Genomic DNA, 17,483 nt, shown 5'->3' with positions numbered 1-17,483 from the left:
ATGCTGAGTTTGCGTCAACGTGAGCGACGGCAGGCATGGGTGCTGCTGGCCCCCATGCTGCTGGTCATGCTGCTGCTTACCGCCTGGCCGCTGATGCGGACCATCTGGCTGAGTTTTACCGACGCAGCCCTGATAGGCAGCGGCGATGCGCCCGGCTGGATCGGCGTGGAGAACTACCTGTACGCCTTAAGCGATCCCGACTTCCGGCTTTCGCTGTGGCGCACGCTCTATTTTACGCTGGTGTCGGTTGCTTTCGAGGGCGTCATTGGCGTGCTGGTGGCGCTGCTGCTTAATCAGCGGTTTACCGGCCGCAACGTGCTGCGCGTGCTGGTGATCCTGCCGTGGGCGCTGCCGACAATCGTTAACGCGATGATGTGGCGACTTAATTTTAATCCGGACTACGGCAGCGTCAACGCGCTGCTGACACAGCTCGGTATCCTGGATGGCTATCGCAGCTGGCTGGGTTCACCCGACTCAGCGCTTAACGCCGTGATGTTTGCTGATGTGTGGAAGAACTATCCGCTGGTTACGCTGCTGGTGCTGGCTGCGCTGCAGTCGATTCCGGACGATCTTTTTGAGGCGGCGCGCCTGGACGGCGCCTCAGCCTGGCGACGGTTTCGCGCCATTACCTTTCCGGCCATCGTCGGAGCGCTCAGCGTGGCGCTGGTGCTGCGCACCATTGATGCGTTCAAAATATTCGACATCATCTATGTCATGACCCGGGGCGGGCCGGTAGATAGCACCAAAACGCTCAGTTTCTACGTCTATCAGGAGTCGTTCAGCTATCTGCGCGCCGGCAGCGGAGCGGCCTATGCCATCCTGATGACGCTGCTGTGTGCCGTACTGATTGCGCTCTATATGCTGCTGCTGTGGCGGCAGCGTCGCCGGGGGAGTGCCCATGAAGCGTAAGATGATATCTGTGGCTAAATATGTGGCGGCAGCCGCCGTGGCGCTGTCGGTTCTGGCCCCGATGGGCTGGCTGTTTCTGATGAGCGTCAGCGCCACCAGCGACCTGACGCGCGTGCCGCTGGAGTGGATACCGCGCCAGTGGGATTTCAGCCGCTACGGCCGGCTTTTGTCGCTGGCGCCGGGTGAACCGGGAACCCTGTTTCTGCATGCGCTGGGTAATAGTCTGCTGGTGGCGACGGGAGGAACGCTGGTCTGTCTGCTGCTGGCGATCCCGGCTGCTTTCAGCTTTTCGCGCTATCCCGGACGCGACGGCTGGCTGTTTGCGTCACTGGCCATCTATATGGTGCCGCCGGTGGCCTTTGTACTGCCGCTCTACTTTCTGCTGCAGCAGCTGGATCTGCTGAACACCCGCCCGGGTCTGATTATCGTTTACTGTTCGCTGATCCTGCCGTTTCTGACCTGGATGCTCAAAAACCAGTTTGACACTCTGCCGCGTGATATTGAACAGGCTGCGCGGCTTGATGGCCTGCGGGTGTGGCAGGTGCTGCTGCGCATCACGCTGCCGCTGGCAAAACCGGTTCTGGGCGCCGCAGCGCTGTTTGGCTGGCTGCTGGCGTGGGATGAATTTTTCTATGCCCTGCTCTTCACCAGCAATATTACGGCGCAAACGCTGCCGGTGACCATTGCCGGCTTTACTGCCGGACGCGCAACCGATGACGGCCTGATTGCCGCGGTTGGCATTCTGGCTTCGGTTCCCCCTCTGTTAATTGCTGTCTGGCTGCAGAAAACGCTGGTGAGCGGTCTGGCCAGCGGCGGGAGTAAAGGATGACAATTGACTGTAACGCAACGCTCTACGTCGCTGGCAACGTTAACGCCGATTTAATTATGGGTACGCTGGATAGCTGGCCACAGCGCGGCACTGAAGTCATGCTCCCTCAGAGTGAACTGCGTCCGGGCGGCTCGGCGGGTAACTGTGCGCTGGCACTGGAAGCGATGCAGGTTCGCCATCGCGCTGTCGCTAATCAGGGGAATGATGGCCTCAGCGCCTGGCTGGCGGGCTACTTCCCAAACAGTGCGGCGCACTGGAGACGCTACGCCTGCGAAACGTCTGTCACCGTTGGCATTACGCACAGCGATCACGAGCGCTCGTTTCTGAGCAATTTTGGTCACGTGGCGCAGCTCAGCGCGGATGACGTACTGGATCAAATCCCGCCGCGTGCCTCGCCGGGAGATATTGTCCTGCTGTGCGGCACTTTTCTCTGTCTGGCACTCACTACGCACTATGCCGCGCTGCTGCAGGCGCTGCGCCAGCGCGGCTTTGCGATCGCCGTAGACACCGGCTGGCCTCCGCAGGGCTGGAGCACAGAAGTACGGCAGCAGGTTGCCCGGTGGCTGCCGTTCTGCGACTGGCTGTTACTGAATGAAGCAGAGACGCTGGGCCTCGGCGCGGCGGCAACGCTGCCGGAGAGCGCACGGCAGCTGGCGGGAACCCTGAGCGGACGTGGCGGCTGCGTGGTGAAGCGCGGTAGTGCCGGTGCCGCCTGCTGGCAGGGTGCGCAGTGGCTGGAACAGCCTGCCACTCCCGTCACCGTCGTGGATACCATAGGAGCCGGTGACAGTTTCAACGCCGGCTTTCTCACCGCGCTGTTACATCAGCAGCCGCTGAGCCGCGCGCTGCAGTGGGGCATTGCCGTGGCATCACAGGCGATCAGCACGCAGCCACGCCGCTATCCCGGCTGGCAACAGCTGCCATTTTCAGCAGAGGAGAGGTAATTTATGGCCAGTATTGAGCTCGTCAGCGTCGCCAGACGCTACGGCAAACAGACGGTATTGCATCCGCTCAGTCTCAGCATTCCCGATGGCAGTTTTACCGTACTGGTTGGCCCGTCCGGCTGCGGTAAGTCCACGCTGCTGAGGCTGCTGGCCGGGCTGGATAGTTTGTCAGAGGGAACCATTCTGATGAACGATATACCGATTGGCGATCGCGACCCGGCCGACCGCGACATGGCGATGGTGTTCCAGAGCTACGCGCTCTATCCGCACCTTACCGTGGCTGAAAACCTCGCCTTTCATATGCAGGTTAAAAAGGTGGGCCGCGCGGAGCAGCAGAGTAAGATTGCGCGCGTTGCCGCTATTCTGGGTATCGATAAATTGCTGCAGCGCTACCCGCGCGCCCTCTCCGGCGGCCAGCGTCAGCGCGTGGCGATGGGCCGGGCGATGGTGCGAAATCCTCAGGTTTTCCTGTTTGATGAACCGCTATCTAATCTCGATGCTCAGCTGCGCATGGAGCTGCGGGCGGAAATCAAAGCGCTGCACCAGCGTTTTAAAACCACCATGATTTATGTCACGCACGATCAGGTCGAGGCGATGACGCTGGCCGATCAGATTGTGGTAATGCGCGAAGGTCAGATCGTTCAGCAGGGCGCCCCGCTCAGCATTTACGATCGTCCTGCGGATCTGTTTGTCGCCCGCTTTATCGGCTCGCCTCCGATGAATCTGCTGCCGGCGCACCTGGTAACGCGTGATGGCGTGCCGGGCATTGAATGTGAAGATCTCTGGCAGCCGCTTCCTCCGCGCTGGCAGCACGCGGCACAGGAAGGGGCTGCGCTGATGATTGGCATCCGCCCCCACGATTTGATACCGGCGATGCAGGGCAGTCTGGCGCAGGTCGCCGTTACGGAGATCACCGGAGAATCCACGCTGCTGCATCTGACGTGGCACGGGCATACGCTGCATATGCAGGTACCTGGCCGTCACGCAGCAGGCAGCGGCGATCCGCTGACGATTGCGCTGCGCATGGAAAAAATCCACCTGTTCGATGCGCAGAGTGGCCAGCGTCTGCCGGAAGCGCCGCCGTTACCGTGAACGTTATCCTTCTGCGGGTGTGGTTGCCACGTTGTCATGCTGCATTAAGGCGATCGCCACCAGTACCAGCATGGAGAGCAGTTCAGTCCCCAGCGTACCGCTGATAGCACTCAGCCAGGATCCGGTCTGGCTGAAATGGCAGAATACGCCGCCCAGCAGCATCGGCCCCAGCCCCATCGCCGACTGCTGCACGGTCGACAACATGGCGCTGCCGGCGCCCGCCTGATGATGCGGAATATCGCGCATGCCAATACGGTAGAAGGTACTGACAATAAAAGACTGACCAAATCCAATGAGTGCCGTGGCTGGCGCCAGCGCAAGAATACCCGCCTGCGGCCACCGGAGCTGCAGGGTTGCCATCAGAGCCAGCAGGCCGGTGATCTGAATAGCACAGCCAGCCAGCCAGCAGCATTGTGCGCGTACCAAAGCGCGTGACCAGTGCGGTCGACCGCATGGCACCGATAAAATAGGCTACCCCCAGCGCTATGAAAGCGTTACCGGAGTCAAAGGCGCTGAAGCCAAGCCCGGACTGCAGCGTCAGAGCCATGACAAACATAAACCCGCTCCAGCAGGAGAAAAAGATAACGGCAAGCGTAAGGCTGAAACGCACGCCGGGTAAACGCAGCAGTGACGGGGGCAGCAGCGGTGAATGGCCTGACGCTTCAGCACGCACAGAGACCCGTCGCAGCTGCAGCAAAAACAGCGGCGCCAGCAGCAGTAACAGCACGCATGGCCAGCGCCAGTTCAGCACCGGCCCCAGCGCCAGGCTCAGCAACAGTGCGCCTGTGGCTCCGCCCAGCAGCAGCGCACCGCTGATATCAACCGGTACGCGGGTCGCATTGCGGGTTTCCGGAATAAAGCGGCGCGCAGCCACCAGTACGCCCAGACAGATCGGCAGGTTGATCAGAAACACGCTGCGCCAGCCATACCCACCCGGATCGGCTTTGATAAGAAAGCCGCCCAGCACCTGACCAATCACGAACGCCAGCCCGCCCATTCCGCCATAGAGACCAATCGCCCGCGCATGCTCCCTGCCCTGCAGCGTAATATGCAGCGTTGCCAAGATCTGCGGCACGATAAGTGCCGCACCCACTCCCTGCAGCGCGCGGGCAAACATCAGCATCCCGGCCCCGCTTGCCATACCGCACAGCAGCGAAGCCAGGGCAAAGATCCCGACACCGCTGATAAAAACCCGGCGCCGCCCATAGTTATCTCCGAGCCGCCCTCCCATCGCGAGGCAAACGGCAAAAGTAATACCATAGACAGCAACAATCAGCGCCAGCTGGGTGGGCGTTGCCTGCAGGCTATGCGCCATTGCATCCAGCGCCACGTTAACGATTGAAAAGTCGATCATAGGCAGTAAGAGTCCGGCCAGCAGTACCATCAGACCCGCCTGACGAAGTTGCGGAGTGTGCATCAGTTTCACCTTGTTTTCGTGTTCATTGCGGCATAGCATCTGCTGAAAAATAACCGGGTACCAGTTTTTGATTATCATGGTATTAAAACCACCCGTCTGGCCGGAGAAATGACGCTGATGTCGATTCAACCCGCTGTAAACTTTGCTGAAAAAGAGGTTCATACGAATCGCAAACTGCTGGGCGCCTTTTTGCGTTCCCGACGGGAAAACCTCGATCCTGTCAGGCTGGGTCTGCCGCGTATGCGCCAGCGGCGCACGCCGGGCCTGCGCCGCGAAGAGGTCGCCCAGCTGGCTGATGTCGGCGTCACCTGGTACACCTGGCTGGAACAGGGTCGCGATATTAAAGCGTCGCTGAAAACGCTGACGGCGATCGCATCAGCACTGCAGTGTAATGATGTTGAAACGCAGCATCTTTTCTCACTCGCCGGTCATAAACTGCCCGCCCTTCAGGTTGCCGCCTGCTGCAAACTCGCTGAGCATAATCAGCAGATGCTGGATGCTATCCAGCTGCCGGCCATTATTGAGACACCGCGTTTTGACATCATTGGCTATAACGCTGCGTGGTGTGCGCTGATGGGTATAGATCTGGCAAGCGTAGAGGCTGAGGATCGCAACTGTATCTGGCTGGCGTTTAATCATCCCGGCTGGCGCGGCATGATACGCGACTGGGATGAAGTCATGCCGCAGATGGTGGCCATGTTTCGCGGCCAGATGGGAGAACACCTTGGCGATCCGCACTGGGAAAGCTTTCTCACCCGGCTGATTAACAGTTCTGATGAATTTGCACAGACCTGGCAGCGTTACGAGCTGGGAAAAGTGGAGAATCGGATCAAGCGTTTCTGGCGGGCGGAAACCGGGGAATTTACGCTGCGTCAGAATAACTGGTGGTCCGCTTCACGCAATGGTGACCGCCTGCTGGTTTACGTCCCGGCGGACGAAACAAGCGCAGCGGCACTGGAAAAACTCATTGCCGGATATCAGGCGCTGCGCTCCACAAATGCGTTAATCTGACTATGCTTACTTCATGATAAATAATCAGGAGAAAGCATGAAATTTCTTTATTTCGTTGCGCTTATTGCGGCGGCGGGTTATTTGCTGGCATTTCTGCCTAAATTGCGTACCCGGCGTGAACCCGTTGCTTACTGGGGCTGCTGGGCCTGGCTGGGCCTGAACGCGGTTTACTGGTCGGTATATGCTGTACGCAACTATTTCCCGCACTGAAATATTATTCAGGAGTAATGTATGTCTGAAATTAATCGCGATCGGATGCCCTATCTGCTTTATTTTGCCCGCCAGCGTCTGCTGTTAGAAAATATCGATGCCAAAGTAGTTGATATTGGCAGCGCAGAAATCGTGGGTAATCATTTTCGCTGGAAACTGGATGGTAAAAACGCTCAGGGTGAAACCGCAAAAGAGGTGGATGAGCTGCTGGAAGAGGTTGAACGGCATCTGAGTTTTCTGTTTGTTGATGGTCAGTTCACCAGCCTGCCTGATGTCAGTGAAGATTACGGCGACAGGCTGGATAACATGCCGTTTGTTGAAGTGTCGCTTTCTGAACTCAGCGACCGTGACGAAGGCAGCGTACGCTGAATTTCTGTTATGCAGGCTGCCACGCGGCAGCCTCCATAGCGTCAGGCTTCAGCAGTAGCCGATTTCATTCCCGGCACCAGAATGATTTTGCGGCAATCCTCTTTGCGTTTATCAAAGATCTCATACCCCTCTGCCGCCGCATCCAGCGGCATATGATGCGTAACAATCTCTTCCGGCGTTAATAATCCCTGTTCAATCAGCGACAGCAGCCGTGGCAGATAGGCGTGCACGTGCGTTTGTCCCATTTTGAAAGTCAGCCCTTTATCGAACGCATCGCCAAACATGAAGCCATGGATAAAACCGGCATAGACGCCCGGCACGCTGACCACCCCACCGCGACGTACGGCCGCAATACACTGACGCAGCGCTTTGCCGCTGCTGCCTTCAAGTTTCAGATTGCTGAGGACGGTTTCGGTCAGGCTGCCTTTGGCTTCAAAGCCCACTGCATCAATCACCGCATCCACGCCGCGGTTCCCTTTGGTATGGTCAATAATCCAGGCTGCGGGATCGTCAATCTCGTCAAAATTTATCGGCGTAACGCCATAGCGCTGACGGGCAAACTCCAGACGATAGGCGTTATGATCAATCATAAAGATATCTTCGGCACCCATCAGCCTTGCACAGGCGGCGCTAAGCAGACCTACCGGGCCGGCACCAAAGATCGCGACGCTTGAGCCTTTATCCAGCCCGGCATTCTGCACCGCCTGCCAGGCGGTCGGGAGGATATCGGACAGAAACAGCACTTTGTCATCCGGCAGCGCCAGCGGCACTTTGAACGGGCCGGTATTCGCTTTCGGCACGCGAACATATTCTGCCTGTCCGCCGGGTATTCCGCCATAAAGATGACTGAACCCAAACAGGGCGGCGGGTGGCGTGATATTTTTTTTATTGAGTATCGCACCGCGACCCGGATTAGTGGTTTCACAGGCGGCATACTGATGCAGATGGCAGAAGAAGCAGTCGCCGCAGGCGACCACAAACGGCACCACCACGCGGTCGCCAATCGCCACATTGGTTACGGCACTGCCAGCTTCCACCACTTCACCCATAAATTCATGACCAAATATATCGCCATGTTCAGTTTTTGGGATCTTACCGCGATATAAATGCAAATCAGAACCGCAGATAGCGGTTGCAGTGACACGCAGAATAATATCATCCGCTTCCTGCAATACCGGATCGGGAACCGTTTCAACGCGTACTTTGTGCGGGCCATGATAGGTTAACGCTTTCATTCTTAACTCCTCATTAATAAGCGCAGCAGGTGCCTGACATTATTTAAGGCGAATTGCCTGAGCCTGGCATCAATTGCTGATTAGGCAAGCGCATCGGCAGTTCTGCCCGCGCGGTGCAACCGCGTTGCAGCTGCGCCGGAACGTGGCGCTCAGCAGCAGAAAAACTACCAAATTGGTTAAAAAAAACACTGGATATAACCACAGTAAGTTGTATACTTATCCAGCAGTCTTGATGACTGAATGACGTTTTAAGAGGTGATACGAATGATGATCTCAACGGAAATTCTTGCTGCTCAAACCGCGTCTCTGCTGATGAGCAGCCGTGACCTCGCCAGACTGACTGGCATCACGCACGGCGAAGTGAAGCGCCTGATTAAAAGCCTGGAAACCGCACAGCGCCTTTCCCAGCCTGTTACGGTCAGTCTTTACGAGCATGAAGGTGAGAGCCGTCAGGAGTTTCTGCTCAATAAACGCGACTCGTTACTCGCCATAGCCCGACTTTCGCCCGGCTTTACTGCCGATCTGCTCGATCGCTGGCAGGAGAAAGAAAAGATCGCTCAGCTGCCGGACTTCACGGATCCGGCCGAAGCAGCCCGTGCCTGGGCGGAGCAATTTGAACAGCGGCGGCGCGCAGAGCAGCAGCTGGCACTCTCTGCACCAAAAGCGGAGTTTTTTGACCGTTTTACTGAGGTCAATGAAGCGCTGGGATTTCGTCAGCTCTGTAAAATGCTGAAGGTCAAAGAGACTGACTTCCGGCAGTTCCTGCTTGAACGCAATATTATGTACCGCGAGAAAAATACGCTGGCACCACAGAAACATCACGTGCAGGCGGGCTATTTCTCTTTCCGCACCGGTACGGGTGAAAATCAGCACGCGTTCTCACAGGCCCGCTTTACCGCAAAAGGCGTGAAATGGGTTGCAAGCCTGTGGGCGGGTCACCTGGCCTCTCATCCTGCAGGCGTCGCCGCCTGATACAGCAGAGCCGATGAACAGACATCGGCTCTGCCTGCTTACTTGTGCTGATGCCGCTGACGCTGTAGCTGATGGCGAAACTGCCTGACCTCCTGCGGTGACCAGCACCGGCTGGAGAGCGGCAGCTCTTCATCAATTGCAGAGGGGAGCGGCACCTTCTCCAGCGTGCCGCGATTACAGATAGCGCGAATCAGCACGGCGGGAGAGACGCCCAGATAGCGCGCCATATCCGATAAACGCATTAGTGATTTGCTCATTGCTGCCTCCGGTTATTTCCTGACTAAAGGTATCTTCCTGCAATGCTGATGGCTGAAATTTGATCGCGATCGGCAAGTTCGTTTTTTTAGGTTAAAAAATAACCTCTTCTGCCTCTCTTCCCTGCTCTGCGCGCTGCTGTTTCTGAGGATGCTGACAGCAATGTATTCCGATCTGCCGGGCCTGATGCCATACCAGCCAGCCGGAACGGTAAATTAATATAAATAATTGGTTTCTGAGACTTAACGTGTCATCACCGCTGGCATTCTTCCCCTGCGCAGTCTACGGTTAATAAAAAAAGCGCCACGTTTATTAACCATGGATAGCCGCTATGACCGCCCATGCCGAAATTGCAGCAAATCAGGAAAACGATCTTCGCCAGCTTTGCCATGCTCTGCAGGAGAATCTTGAGCTGCTACTGCCAGCCGGACAGCCCTCCGATCGCGTGCGGGCCGCTATGCGTGCCGGCACGCTGCCGAGCGGTAAGCGCATACGTCCGCTGCTGCTGTTACTGGCGGCGCGTAACATGGGCTATGACCTGACAAAGCGTGGCATTCTCGATCTCGCCTGCGCGGTTGAAATGGTGCATGCGGCCTCGCTGATACTGGATGATATTCCCTGCATGGACGATGCGCTGATGCGACGCGGTCGTCCCACCGTGCATCGCGAGTTTGGCGAAAACGTGGCTATCCTGGCAGCAGTCGCGCTGCTCAGCCGCGCTTATGAAGTTATCGCGCTCGCGCCGGATTTGCCCTCCCAGCACAAAACAGACGCCATTGCTGAACTCTCTGCGGCGGTAGGTTTGCAGGGGCTGGTTCAGGGGCAGTTTCAGGATCTGCATGAAGGTGGACAGAGCCGCAGCCCGGAAGCGATTGCCATAACCAACGAACTGAAAACCAGCGTGCTTTTTCGCGCTGCGCTGCAGATGGCGGCGATTGTGACTGATGCTGCGCCGGTAATGCGTCAGAAACTCAGCTACTTTGCGCAGGATCTGGGCCAGGCTTTTCAGCTCCTGGACGATCTTGCTGATGGCTGCAAACATACCGGTAAAGATATTCATAAAGATCAGGGCAAATCGACGCTGGTTCAGATGCTGGGTGCTGACGGTGCGGAGCGCCGTTTGCGTGAGCATCTGCGCTCCGCTGATGAACATCTTGCCTGCGCCTGTCACCGCGGCGTTGCAACCCGTCAATATATGCATGCCCTGTTTAATCAGCAGCTGGCAATGTTCAACTAACGCGGATCATCTATGGGGCATTTTGCCGTTATTGCGCCGCCACTCTATAGCCATTTTCACGCGCTTCAGTCACTGGCACAGACCCTTATCAGCCGCGGGCATCATATTACCTTTATCCAGCAGGCCGACGCACGTACGCTGCTGACCGATGAACGCATCGCCTTTACCCCGGTGGGTGAACAAACTCATCCGGCCGGCTCTCTGGCGGCGGCTCTGCAACGCCTGGCCGCGCCCGGTGGCCTTTCCCTGTTTCGCGTAATCAATGATATGGCTGAAACCACCGATATGCTGTGTCGTGAATTACCGGCGGCATTGAAAAAACTGCAGGTGGATGGCGTGATTGCCGATCAGATGGAGGCAGCGGGCGGGCTGGTGGCTGAGGCGCTGGGCCTGCCGTTTATTTCCGTTGCCTGCGCGCTGCCGGTTAATCGCGAAGCGGGCATTCCGCTGGCGGTGATGTCGTTTCGCTATGGTCAGGATGAGAAGGCGCTGAAGCGTTTTGCGGCCAGCAGCCGCATGTATGACCGCATCATGCGTCGTCATCGCCACGTTATCGCTTACCATGCGCGCGCATTTGGTTTATCGCCACGTTCAGGCCTGCAGGATTGCCTCTCATCGCTGGCCCAAATCAGCCAGCTGGTGCCGGCATTTGATTTTCCGCGCCATCAGCTTCCCGCCTGCTATCACGCCGTAGGGCCGCTGCGTCAGCAGAGTATCACGACTCATCTGCCGCCGCCGTGGCCCGCGCTGCGTCAGCCGGTGGTTTACGCTTCGCTGGGTACACTTCAGGGACGCCGCTTTCGGCTCTTTCTGCGCCTGGCGCGCGCCTGCTGCAATCTCGGATTATCACTGGTTGTTGCCCACTGCGGCGGGCTGACCGCGCATCAGGTACGCAAGCTGGAGCTGGCTGGAGCAGCCTGGGTAACCGATTTTCTCGACCAGCACGCTGCCCTGCAGCATGCTCAGGTATTTATTACGCACGCCGGGCTGAACAGCGCGCTGGAAGCGCTGGCGCAGGGCATTCCAATGCTGGCGCTGCCTATTGCGTTTGACCAGCCCGGTGTGGCATCGCGTATCGAATGGCATGGCGTGGGGCGTCGCGCCTCACGCTTCAGCCGTACTCATCAGCTGGAGACACATTTGCAACTGCTGCTGTCCGATTCTCACTACCGTCTGCGCATGTCCGCGATTCAGGCGCAGCTGCAGCGCGCTGGCGGCTGTCAGCGTGCGGCTGATATCGCTGAACAGGCGCTGTGCCGGCAACAGATTGTGCTGGCGGAGGCGACCTGATGTCAGAAACGCATGCCGATCTTATTCTGGTGGGGGCCGGGCTGGCAAACGGGCTGATCGCCCTGCGGCTGATGCAGCTGCAGCCGGCCCCTGACATTCTGCTGCTGGAGAGTGCCGCTCAGCCGGCAGGCAATCATACCTGGTCGTTTCACCGCGACGATGTCAGTGACGCACAGTTTACCTGGCTGGAGCCGCTGCTATCCGCGCGCTGGCCAGGCTATCAGGTCCGCTTTCCGGCGCTGCGGCGTAATCTGCGCGGGGAGTATTGTTCCGTCGCCTCACAGGACTTCGCCCGCCATCTGCGCGAAACGCTGGGAGACAGGTTGCGCACTGCAGCGCCCGTGCGCAGCGTAACACCGCAAAGCGTAACCCTGGAAAACGGCGATGTGCTGCACGCCCGCGCCGTGATTGATGGACGCGGCCTGCAGCCCACGCCACATCTGCGGCTTGGTTATCAGTCGTTTGTCGGTCAGGAGTGGCATCTGGCGCGTCCGCACGGCCTGCAGCAGCCGGTACTGATGGATGCCACGGTCGATCAGCACAGCGGCTATCGCTTTGTCTATACCCTGCCGCTCAGCGCTGAACGGCTGCTGATTGAAGATACCCACTATATCAATCACGCCACGCTCGATAGCGAACAGGCACGACAAAACATCATGCACTATGCAGAGCAGCAGGGCTGGCAGCTAAGCCGCCTGTTGCGTGAAGAACAGGGTTCCCTGCCGATCACGCTTGATGGTGATATTGAACGCTTCTGGCAGCAGCAGCAGGGTCAGCCCTGCAGCGGGCTGCGCGCCGGACTGTTTCATGCGACCACGGGCTATTCGCTGCCCTCTGCCGTTGCGCTGGCGGATGAGATCGCGGCTGCCCTGCCCTGTAATGCAGAAATGCTCAGCCAGCGTATTGAACAGTTTGCCCGCCGCCAGTGGCGCGAGCAGCATTTTTTCCGCCTGCTCAATCGTATGCTGTTCCTTGCCGGACGGCCGGAAAAACGCTGGCAGGTTATGCAACGTTTTTACCGGCTTGATGCCGGTCTTATCAGTCGCTTTTACGCCGGAGAGCTCTTTCTCAGGGATAAAGCACGCATATTATGCGGTAAACCACCGGTGCCGGTGGGAGAAGCGCTGCGCGCACTGTTGATGACTCCTTCGCTACCAGGGAAGAAAGAATGAAACGTACTTATGTGATTGGCGCGGGCTTTGGCGGCCTGGCTCTGGCTATTCGTCTGCAGGCGGCTGGTATTCCGACCACGCTACTGGAGCAGCGTGATAAACCCGGCGGGCGCGCCTACGTATGGCAGGATGAGGGCTTTACCTTTGATGCCGGTCCGACGGTGATCACCGATCCCAGCGCCATTGAAGCGCTTTTCACGCTGGCCGGAAAAAAACTCAGCGACTACGTTGAGCTGATGCCGGTCACGCCCTTTTATCGTCTCTGCTGGGAAGATGGCAAGGTGCTTGATTATGACAATAATCAGACCCTGCTGGAGCAGCAGATCGCCGCGTTTAATCCGCAGGATGTTGAAGGCTATCGCCGGTTTCTTGCCTATTCACAGGCGGTATTTAAAGAGGGGTATCTCAAACTCGGCACGGTGCCATTCCTGAATTTTCGCGATATGCTGCGCGCCGGCCCGCAGCTGGGCCGCCTGCAGGCGTGGCGCAGCGTATACGATATGGTGGCAAAATTTATTCAGGACGATCATCTGCGCCAGGCCTTTTCGTTCCACTCTTTACTGGTGGGCGGTAATCCGTTTGCAACATCCTCTATCTACACTTTGATTCATGCGCTGGAACGCGAATGGGGCGTCTGGTTTCCGCGAGGCGGTACCGGCGCGCTGGTCGATGGCATGGCGCGGCTGTTTCGCGACCTCGGCGGCGAGCTGCTGCTTAATGCCGAAGTGAGCCAGCTGGAAACGCAGGGTAATCGCATCAGCGGCGTGCAGCTAAAAGATGGACGTCGCTTTGACGCCAGTGCCGTAGCCTCCAATGCTGATGTCGTACATACCTATGACCGGCTGCTGCAGCACCATGCGGTCGCTCGTAAGCGCGCCGCCACGCTGAAGCGGAAGCGAATGAGTAATTCGCTGTTTGTACTCTATTTTGGCCTGAACCAGCCGCACGCTCAGCTGGCGCACCATACGGTCTGCTTCGGCCCGCGTTACCGCGAGCTGATTAATGAAATATTTAACAGCAGCCAGCTGGCGGACGATTTCTCGCTCTACCTGCATGCACCCTGCACCACCGATCCGTCGCTGGCACCGGCAGGCTGCGGCAGTTTTTATGTGCTGGCGCCGGTTCCGCACCTTGGCACTGCCGCAATCGACTGGCAGCAGGAAGGGCCGCGCTTCCGCGACCGTATTTTTGCTTATCTTGAGGAGCACTACATGCCAGGCCTGCGCGATCAGATAGTGACACAGCGTATGTTTACGCCGGAAGATTTCCGCGACACGCTGCACGCACATCAGGGCTCAGCGTTTTCGCTGGAGCCGATCCTTACCCAAAGCGCCTGGTTCCGGCCGCATAATCGCGACGCCGACATCAGCAATCTCTACCTGGTTGGTGCGGGCACGCATCCCGGCGCTGGCGTTCCGGGTGTCATCGGCTCAGCTAAAGCTACCGCGCAGCTGATGGTAGAGGATCTTGCCGGATGAATCAGCCTCCCCTGATTGAGCAGGTCACGCAGACCATGGCGGCGGGCTCGAAAAGCTTCGCTACCGCAGCAAAGCTTTTTGATCCGGCTACGCGCCGCAGCACGCTGATGCTCTATGCCTGGTGTCGTCACTGTGATGATGTGATTGACGGCCAGACGCTGGGTGAAGGTGGCACGCAACATCAGGTGGCAGACGCACAAACGCGCATGCAGCATCTGCAGATTGAGACCCGCCGCGCATACAGCGGCGCGCATATGGATGAACTCGCCTTTCGTGCGTTTCAGGAAGTGGCGCTGACGCATGAACTTCCGCCCCAGCTGGCGTTTGATCATCTGGAGGGGTTCGCTATGGACGCGCGCGAAGAGCGCTACATCACCTTTGATGACACACTGCGTTACTGCTATCACGTAGCGGGCGTCGTGGGTCTGATGATGGCGCGCGTAATGGGCGTACGCGATGAGAACGTACTCGATCACGCCTGCGATCTCGGCCTGGCGTTTCAGCTGACAAATATTGCACGTGATATTGTTGAAGATGCGCAAAACGGGCGCTGCTATCTGCCGCAAAGCTGGCTGACGGAAGCCGGGTTACGTGCCAGTCAGCTGGCCGATCCCCACTATCGTGCGGCGATAGCGCCGCTGGCTGCACGCCTGGTAGCAGCGGCAGAGCCTTACTACTATTCGGCCCGCAGCGGGCTGCCCGATCTGCCGCTGCGCTCGGCGTGGGCTATCGCGACGGCCCACGGGGTGTATCGCGAAATCGGGGTAAAAGTGCAGGATGCGGGTATGCGGGCCTGGGATGCCCGGCAGCGCACCAGCAAAGGGGAGAAGCTGGCGCTGCTGCTCAAAGGCGCGGGGATTGCGCTTACTTCTCGCGTGGCGCGTCCGCAGCCGCGTCCTGCTGGTCTGTGGCAGCGGCCGCGTTAGGTTTGCGACCGTGACGTTCACGCAGCGTAGCCTGCAGCTTATGCAGCGGCGGTGCGTAGAGAAAACCAAACGAGACGCAACCTTCACGCCCGCGCACCGCATGATGCATCCGATGCGCCATATATAAACGCTTCAGATAGCCTTTGCGCGGAATGTAGCGAAACGGCCAGCGCTGATGCACCAGCCCGTCATGCACCATAAAATAGAGCGCGCCGTAGGTGGTCATACCGGCGCCGATCCACTGCAGTGGCCACATGCCCTGCACGCCATAGTAAATCAGCCCGACTGAGAGCACGGCAAACACAACGGCGTAAAGGTCGTTGAGTTCAAACCTGCTGGTATGCGGTTCATGATGAGAGAGATGCCAGCCCCATCCCCAGCCGTGCATAATATATTTGTGCGAGAGCGCCGCCACTGCTTCCATCAGTGCAACGGTTGCCAGCAAAATAAGCGTGTTCCATAACCAGAGCATGGTGCGTCCATTTTAAAAGGTCAAAGAGTAAAGGTGGACTGCGATACGGGATGCCGCAAGTCAGCATAGGTGAAATAAGCGCGAGGGTCACGCTTATCTCCGCCACAGCCGGGTCAGCTGGCATCGCGCGACAGCGGTTCTTTCAGCGGGGTTTTCGCCAGCGTGCGCGCCAGCAGTGATGAATAGAGCGGCTTGCCGCCAAAAAACTGTGCCGCCAGCGTAGCGCCCAGACAGGTAATGATCATCGGCAGGATCAGCTGATAATTGCTGGTCATCTCCAGCACCAGCACAATCCCCGTCAGCGGCGCGCGGACCGACGCGGCAAACAGCGCACCCATACCGGCAACCGCAAAGGTGCCCGCTTCCAGATGCCACGCCGGAAACCAGGCTATAGCGATCTGGCCAAAACAGGTGCCCAGCAGCGTACCCAGCGTCAGCATGGGCGCAAAAATGCCGCCCGGTGCGCCGGAGGCAAAGCAGCAGAGCGTCACCAGCGTGCGCAGCATAAAAAGACCAAACAGCATCAGCGCGCTATATTCGCCGCCAGAGAATGCCGGGATCAGCGTTATCCCGCCACCGGCCGCCTGCGGCAGCAGCATACTCAGTACACCGCAAAGTCCGGCCAGCACGCTGCCCCACAGCACCCACGCCGTGGTGCGCCCGCGATGCAGACGCTGAAAGCGATCCTGCATGGTGAAGATCAGCCGGTTAAACGCGACGCCGACAGCGCCAAACACCACCCCCAGCAGCAGATAGAGCCATAACGTATCAGTGGGCGCATCTCTGAGCTGGCCGATATTGATAATAGGGCTATTGCCCTCGCAGAGCCGGTAGACGATGCTGGCCATAATGACGCCAACAAATACCGCTTTGATTGAAACCAGACTGTAGCGAAACTGCGGGCGCATCTCTTCAATAATAAATAAAATCCCCGCCAGCGGTGCGTTGAAGGCCGCTGCAAGACCGGCTGCCGCACCGGTTGCGAGCAGCGTGTGGCGTGATTCAGCGCTGCGCAGGCGAAACAGATCGCTGCACATGCCGCCGATATTCCCGCCCAGCTGCACCGTCGGTCCTTCCCGACCCAGCACCATCCCGGAACCGAGTGCGCCCATGCCGCCAAAAAATTTTACCGGTAATACGCGCCACCAGCGTACCGGGCGCAGCTCTTCCAGCGCACCTTCAATTTCCGGAATGCCCGAGCCACCCGCCTCAGGCGCAAAGCGGCGCACCAGAAAATAGCCCACGCCGCCCATGATGGCAGAGGCGGCAAAGGCAGAGATCGCTCCGGTCACGAAACCGCTATGCTGTGCAGTGAGCGTATCGATACGCAGCTGCAGCATCAGGTTGACCGCCCGGTTAAATGCCACACCCACCAGGCCGGTCAGGGTGCCGACCAGCGCCGCCAGCAACAAAAGCCTTACCGGCGTGGTGTCCCGGCGCAGCAGCGTTTGCAGCCGCATAAACCGGCCAGGGCGACGCATAGTCTCTTCAGCGTCAGAAGGTGTAACAGGCATCAGTTTCTCCTCATCAGAAATCCATGTGCAGCGTCCCGGCGCCCTGCACCGTTCCAGCATAGTCAAAAGCGGGCAGCCCGTAACCTGGTCATTCGCAACAGAATTTTACGTTGCGGTTAATTCATATACAGTCCGCAACCGCGCTGTCACC

17 protein-coding genes and 1 pseudogene are annotated in these 17,483 nt (G+C 58.3%); 13 read left to right on the top strand and 5 right to left on the bottom strand.

Features of this window, described 5'->3' with window-relative positions:
- Genes B4056_RS08955 through B4056_RS08940 form a run of 4 tightly spaced genes read left to right on the top strand, consistent with a single transcriptional unit; the run spans nt 1 to nt 3,774 of the window.
- Entirely contained in the window at nt 1-909 is a 909-nt protein-coding gene (locus B4056_RS08955) for a carbohydrate ABC transporter permease (protein ID WP_113655311.1), read from the top strand.
- Complete coding sequence (locus tag B4056_RS08950) at nt 899-1,738, top strand: carbohydrate ABC transporter permease (RefSeq protein WP_040113648.1); 840 nt, start codon at nt 899-901, stop codon at nt 1,736-1,738. Before B4056_RS08955 ends, B4056_RS08950 begins: the two co-directional genes overlap by 11 nt.
- Nucleotides 1,735-2,682: a carbohydrate kinase family protein gene (locus B4056_RS08945; RefSeq protein ID WP_094110766.1), complete on the top strand. Its 948-nt coding sequence runs from the start codon at nt 1,735-1,737 to the stop codon at nt 2,680-2,682. The genes B4056_RS08950 and B4056_RS08945 overlap by 4 nt, the downstream gene beginning before the upstream one ends.
- A gap of 3 nt (nt 2,683-2,685) precedes the next feature.
- Entirely contained in the window at nt 2,686-3,774 is a 1,089-nt protein-coding gene (locus tag B4056_RS08940) for an ABC transporter ATP-binding protein (protein WP_094110767.1), read from the top strand.
- 3 nt (nt 3,775-3,777) lie between these two features.
- Here B4056_RS08940 and B4056_RS08935 read toward each other — a convergent pair.
- Nucleotides 3,778-5,191: pseudogene (locus B4056_RS08935) on the bottom strand (MFS transporter).
- Between the two features lie 117 nt (nt 5,192-5,308).
- Here B4056_RS08935 and B4056_RS08930 point away from each other — a divergent pair.
- The 3 genes from B4056_RS08930 to B4056_RS08920 are packed head-to-tail and all read left to right on the top strand — an operon-like array spanning nt 5,309 to nt 6,781.
- Complete coding sequence (locus B4056_RS08930) at nt 5,309-6,202, top strand: helix-turn-helix transcriptional regulator (protein ID WP_094110878.1); 894 nt, start codon at nt 5,309-5,311, stop codon at nt 6,200-6,202.
- 36 nt (nt 6,203-6,238) lie between these two features.
- Complete coding sequence (locus tag B4056_RS08925; RefSeq protein WP_166714220.1) at nt 6,239-6,412, top strand: hypothetical protein; 174 nt, start codon at nt 6,239-6,241, stop codon at nt 6,410-6,412.
- Nucleotides 6,413-6,433: 21 nt separating this feature from the next.
- Entirely contained in the window at nt 6,434-6,781 is a 348-nt protein-coding gene (locus B4056_RS08920; RefSeq protein WP_040113654.1) for a hypothetical protein, read from the top strand.
- Between the two features lie 41 nt (nt 6,782-6,822).
- Here the strand turns inward: B4056_RS08920 and B4056_RS08915 are convergent, their stop codons facing one another.
- Entirely contained in the window at nt 6,823-8,016 is a 1,194-nt protein-coding gene (locus tag B4056_RS08915; RefSeq protein WP_040113656.1) for a zinc-dependent alcohol dehydrogenase, read from the bottom strand.
- Between the two features lie 264 nt (nt 8,017-8,280).
- On the opposite strand from B4056_RS08915, the gene B4056_RS08910 reads away from it, so the two are divergent.
- Nucleotides 8,281-8,988, top strand: coding sequence for a phage antirepressor KilAC domain-containing protein (locus tag B4056_RS08910; protein ID WP_094110768.1), 708 nt, complete (start codon nt 8,281-8,283; stop codon nt 8,986-8,988).
- A gap of 38 nt (nt 8,989-9,026) precedes the next feature.
- Here B4056_RS08910 and B4056_RS08905 read toward each other — a convergent pair whose 3' ends face one another.
- On the bottom strand, nt 9,027-9,245 hold the full coding sequence (locus B4056_RS08905; protein ID WP_040113660.1) for a hypothetical protein: 219 nt from the start codon (nt 9,243-9,245) through the stop codon (nt 9,027-9,029).
- Between the two features lie 329 nt (nt 9,246-9,574).
- Here B4056_RS08905 and B4056_RS08900 point away from each other — a divergent pair, with 329 nt between their 5' ends.
- Genes B4056_RS08900 through crtB form a run of 5 tightly spaced genes read left to right on the top strand, consistent with a single transcriptional unit; the run spans nt 9,575 to nt 15,346 of the window.
- A complete protein-coding gene (locus B4056_RS08900; protein ID WP_288654456.1) occupies nt 9,575-10,480 on the top strand; it encodes a polyprenyl synthetase family protein in 906 nt (301 codons plus the stop codon).
- A gap of 12 nt (nt 10,481-10,492) precedes the next feature.
- Nucleotides 10,493-11,770: a glycosyltransferase gene (locus tag B4056_RS08895; RefSeq protein ID WP_150034847.1), complete on the top strand. Its 1,278-nt coding sequence runs from the start codon at nt 10,493-10,495 to the stop codon at nt 11,768-11,770.
- Complete coding sequence (crtY, locus tag B4056_RS08890) at nt 11,770-12,942, top strand: lycopene beta-cyclase CrtY (RefSeq protein WP_094110769.1); 1,173 nt, start codon at nt 11,770-11,772, stop codon at nt 12,940-12,942. The genes B4056_RS08895 and crtY overlap by 1 nt, the downstream gene beginning before the upstream one ends.
- The gene (locus tag B4056_RS08885; RefSeq protein WP_150034848.1) at nt 12,939-14,420 is read left to right on the top strand and encodes a phytoene desaturase; all 1,482 of its coding nucleotides are present in this window, start codon (nt 12,939-12,941) and stop codon (nt 14,418-14,420) included. Before crtY ends, B4056_RS08885 begins: the two co-directional genes overlap by 4 nt.
- Nucleotides 14,417-15,346 (top strand): 15-cis-phytoene synthase CrtB, encoded by a 930-nt coding sequence (gene crtB, locus B4056_RS08880; RefSeq protein ID WP_094110770.1) that lies wholly within the window; start codon nt 14,417-14,419, stop codon nt 15,344-15,346. Before B4056_RS08885 ends, crtB begins: the two co-directional genes overlap by 4 nt.
- Here crtB and B4056_RS08875 read toward each other — a convergent pair.
- Complete coding sequence (locus tag B4056_RS08875) at nt 15,285-15,818, bottom strand: sterol desaturase family protein (RefSeq protein ID WP_065647494.1); 534 nt, start codon at nt 15,816-15,818, stop codon at nt 15,285-15,287. The two genes, crtB and B4056_RS08875, sit on opposite strands and share 62 nt — an antisense overlap.
- 113 nt (nt 15,819-15,931) lie before the next feature.
- Nucleotides 15,932-17,332 (bottom strand): H(+)/Cl(-) exchange transporter ClcA, encoded by a 1,401-nt coding sequence (gene clcA, locus B4056_RS08870; protein WP_113655308.1) that lies wholly within the window; start codon nt 17,330-17,332, stop codon nt 15,932-15,934.
- Nucleotides 17,333-17,483 lie beyond the last annotated feature (151 nt).

It is taken from the genome of Pantoea sp. UBA7232, from assembly GCF_002473195.1.
GTDB classification, from domain to species: domain Bacteria; phylum Pseudomonadota; class Gammaproteobacteria; order Enterobacterales; family Enterobacteriaceae; genus Pantoea; species Pantoea eucrina.
Note: the sequence above shows the minus strand (reverse complement) of the source record. Positions and strands in the feature narration are given on the sequence as shown.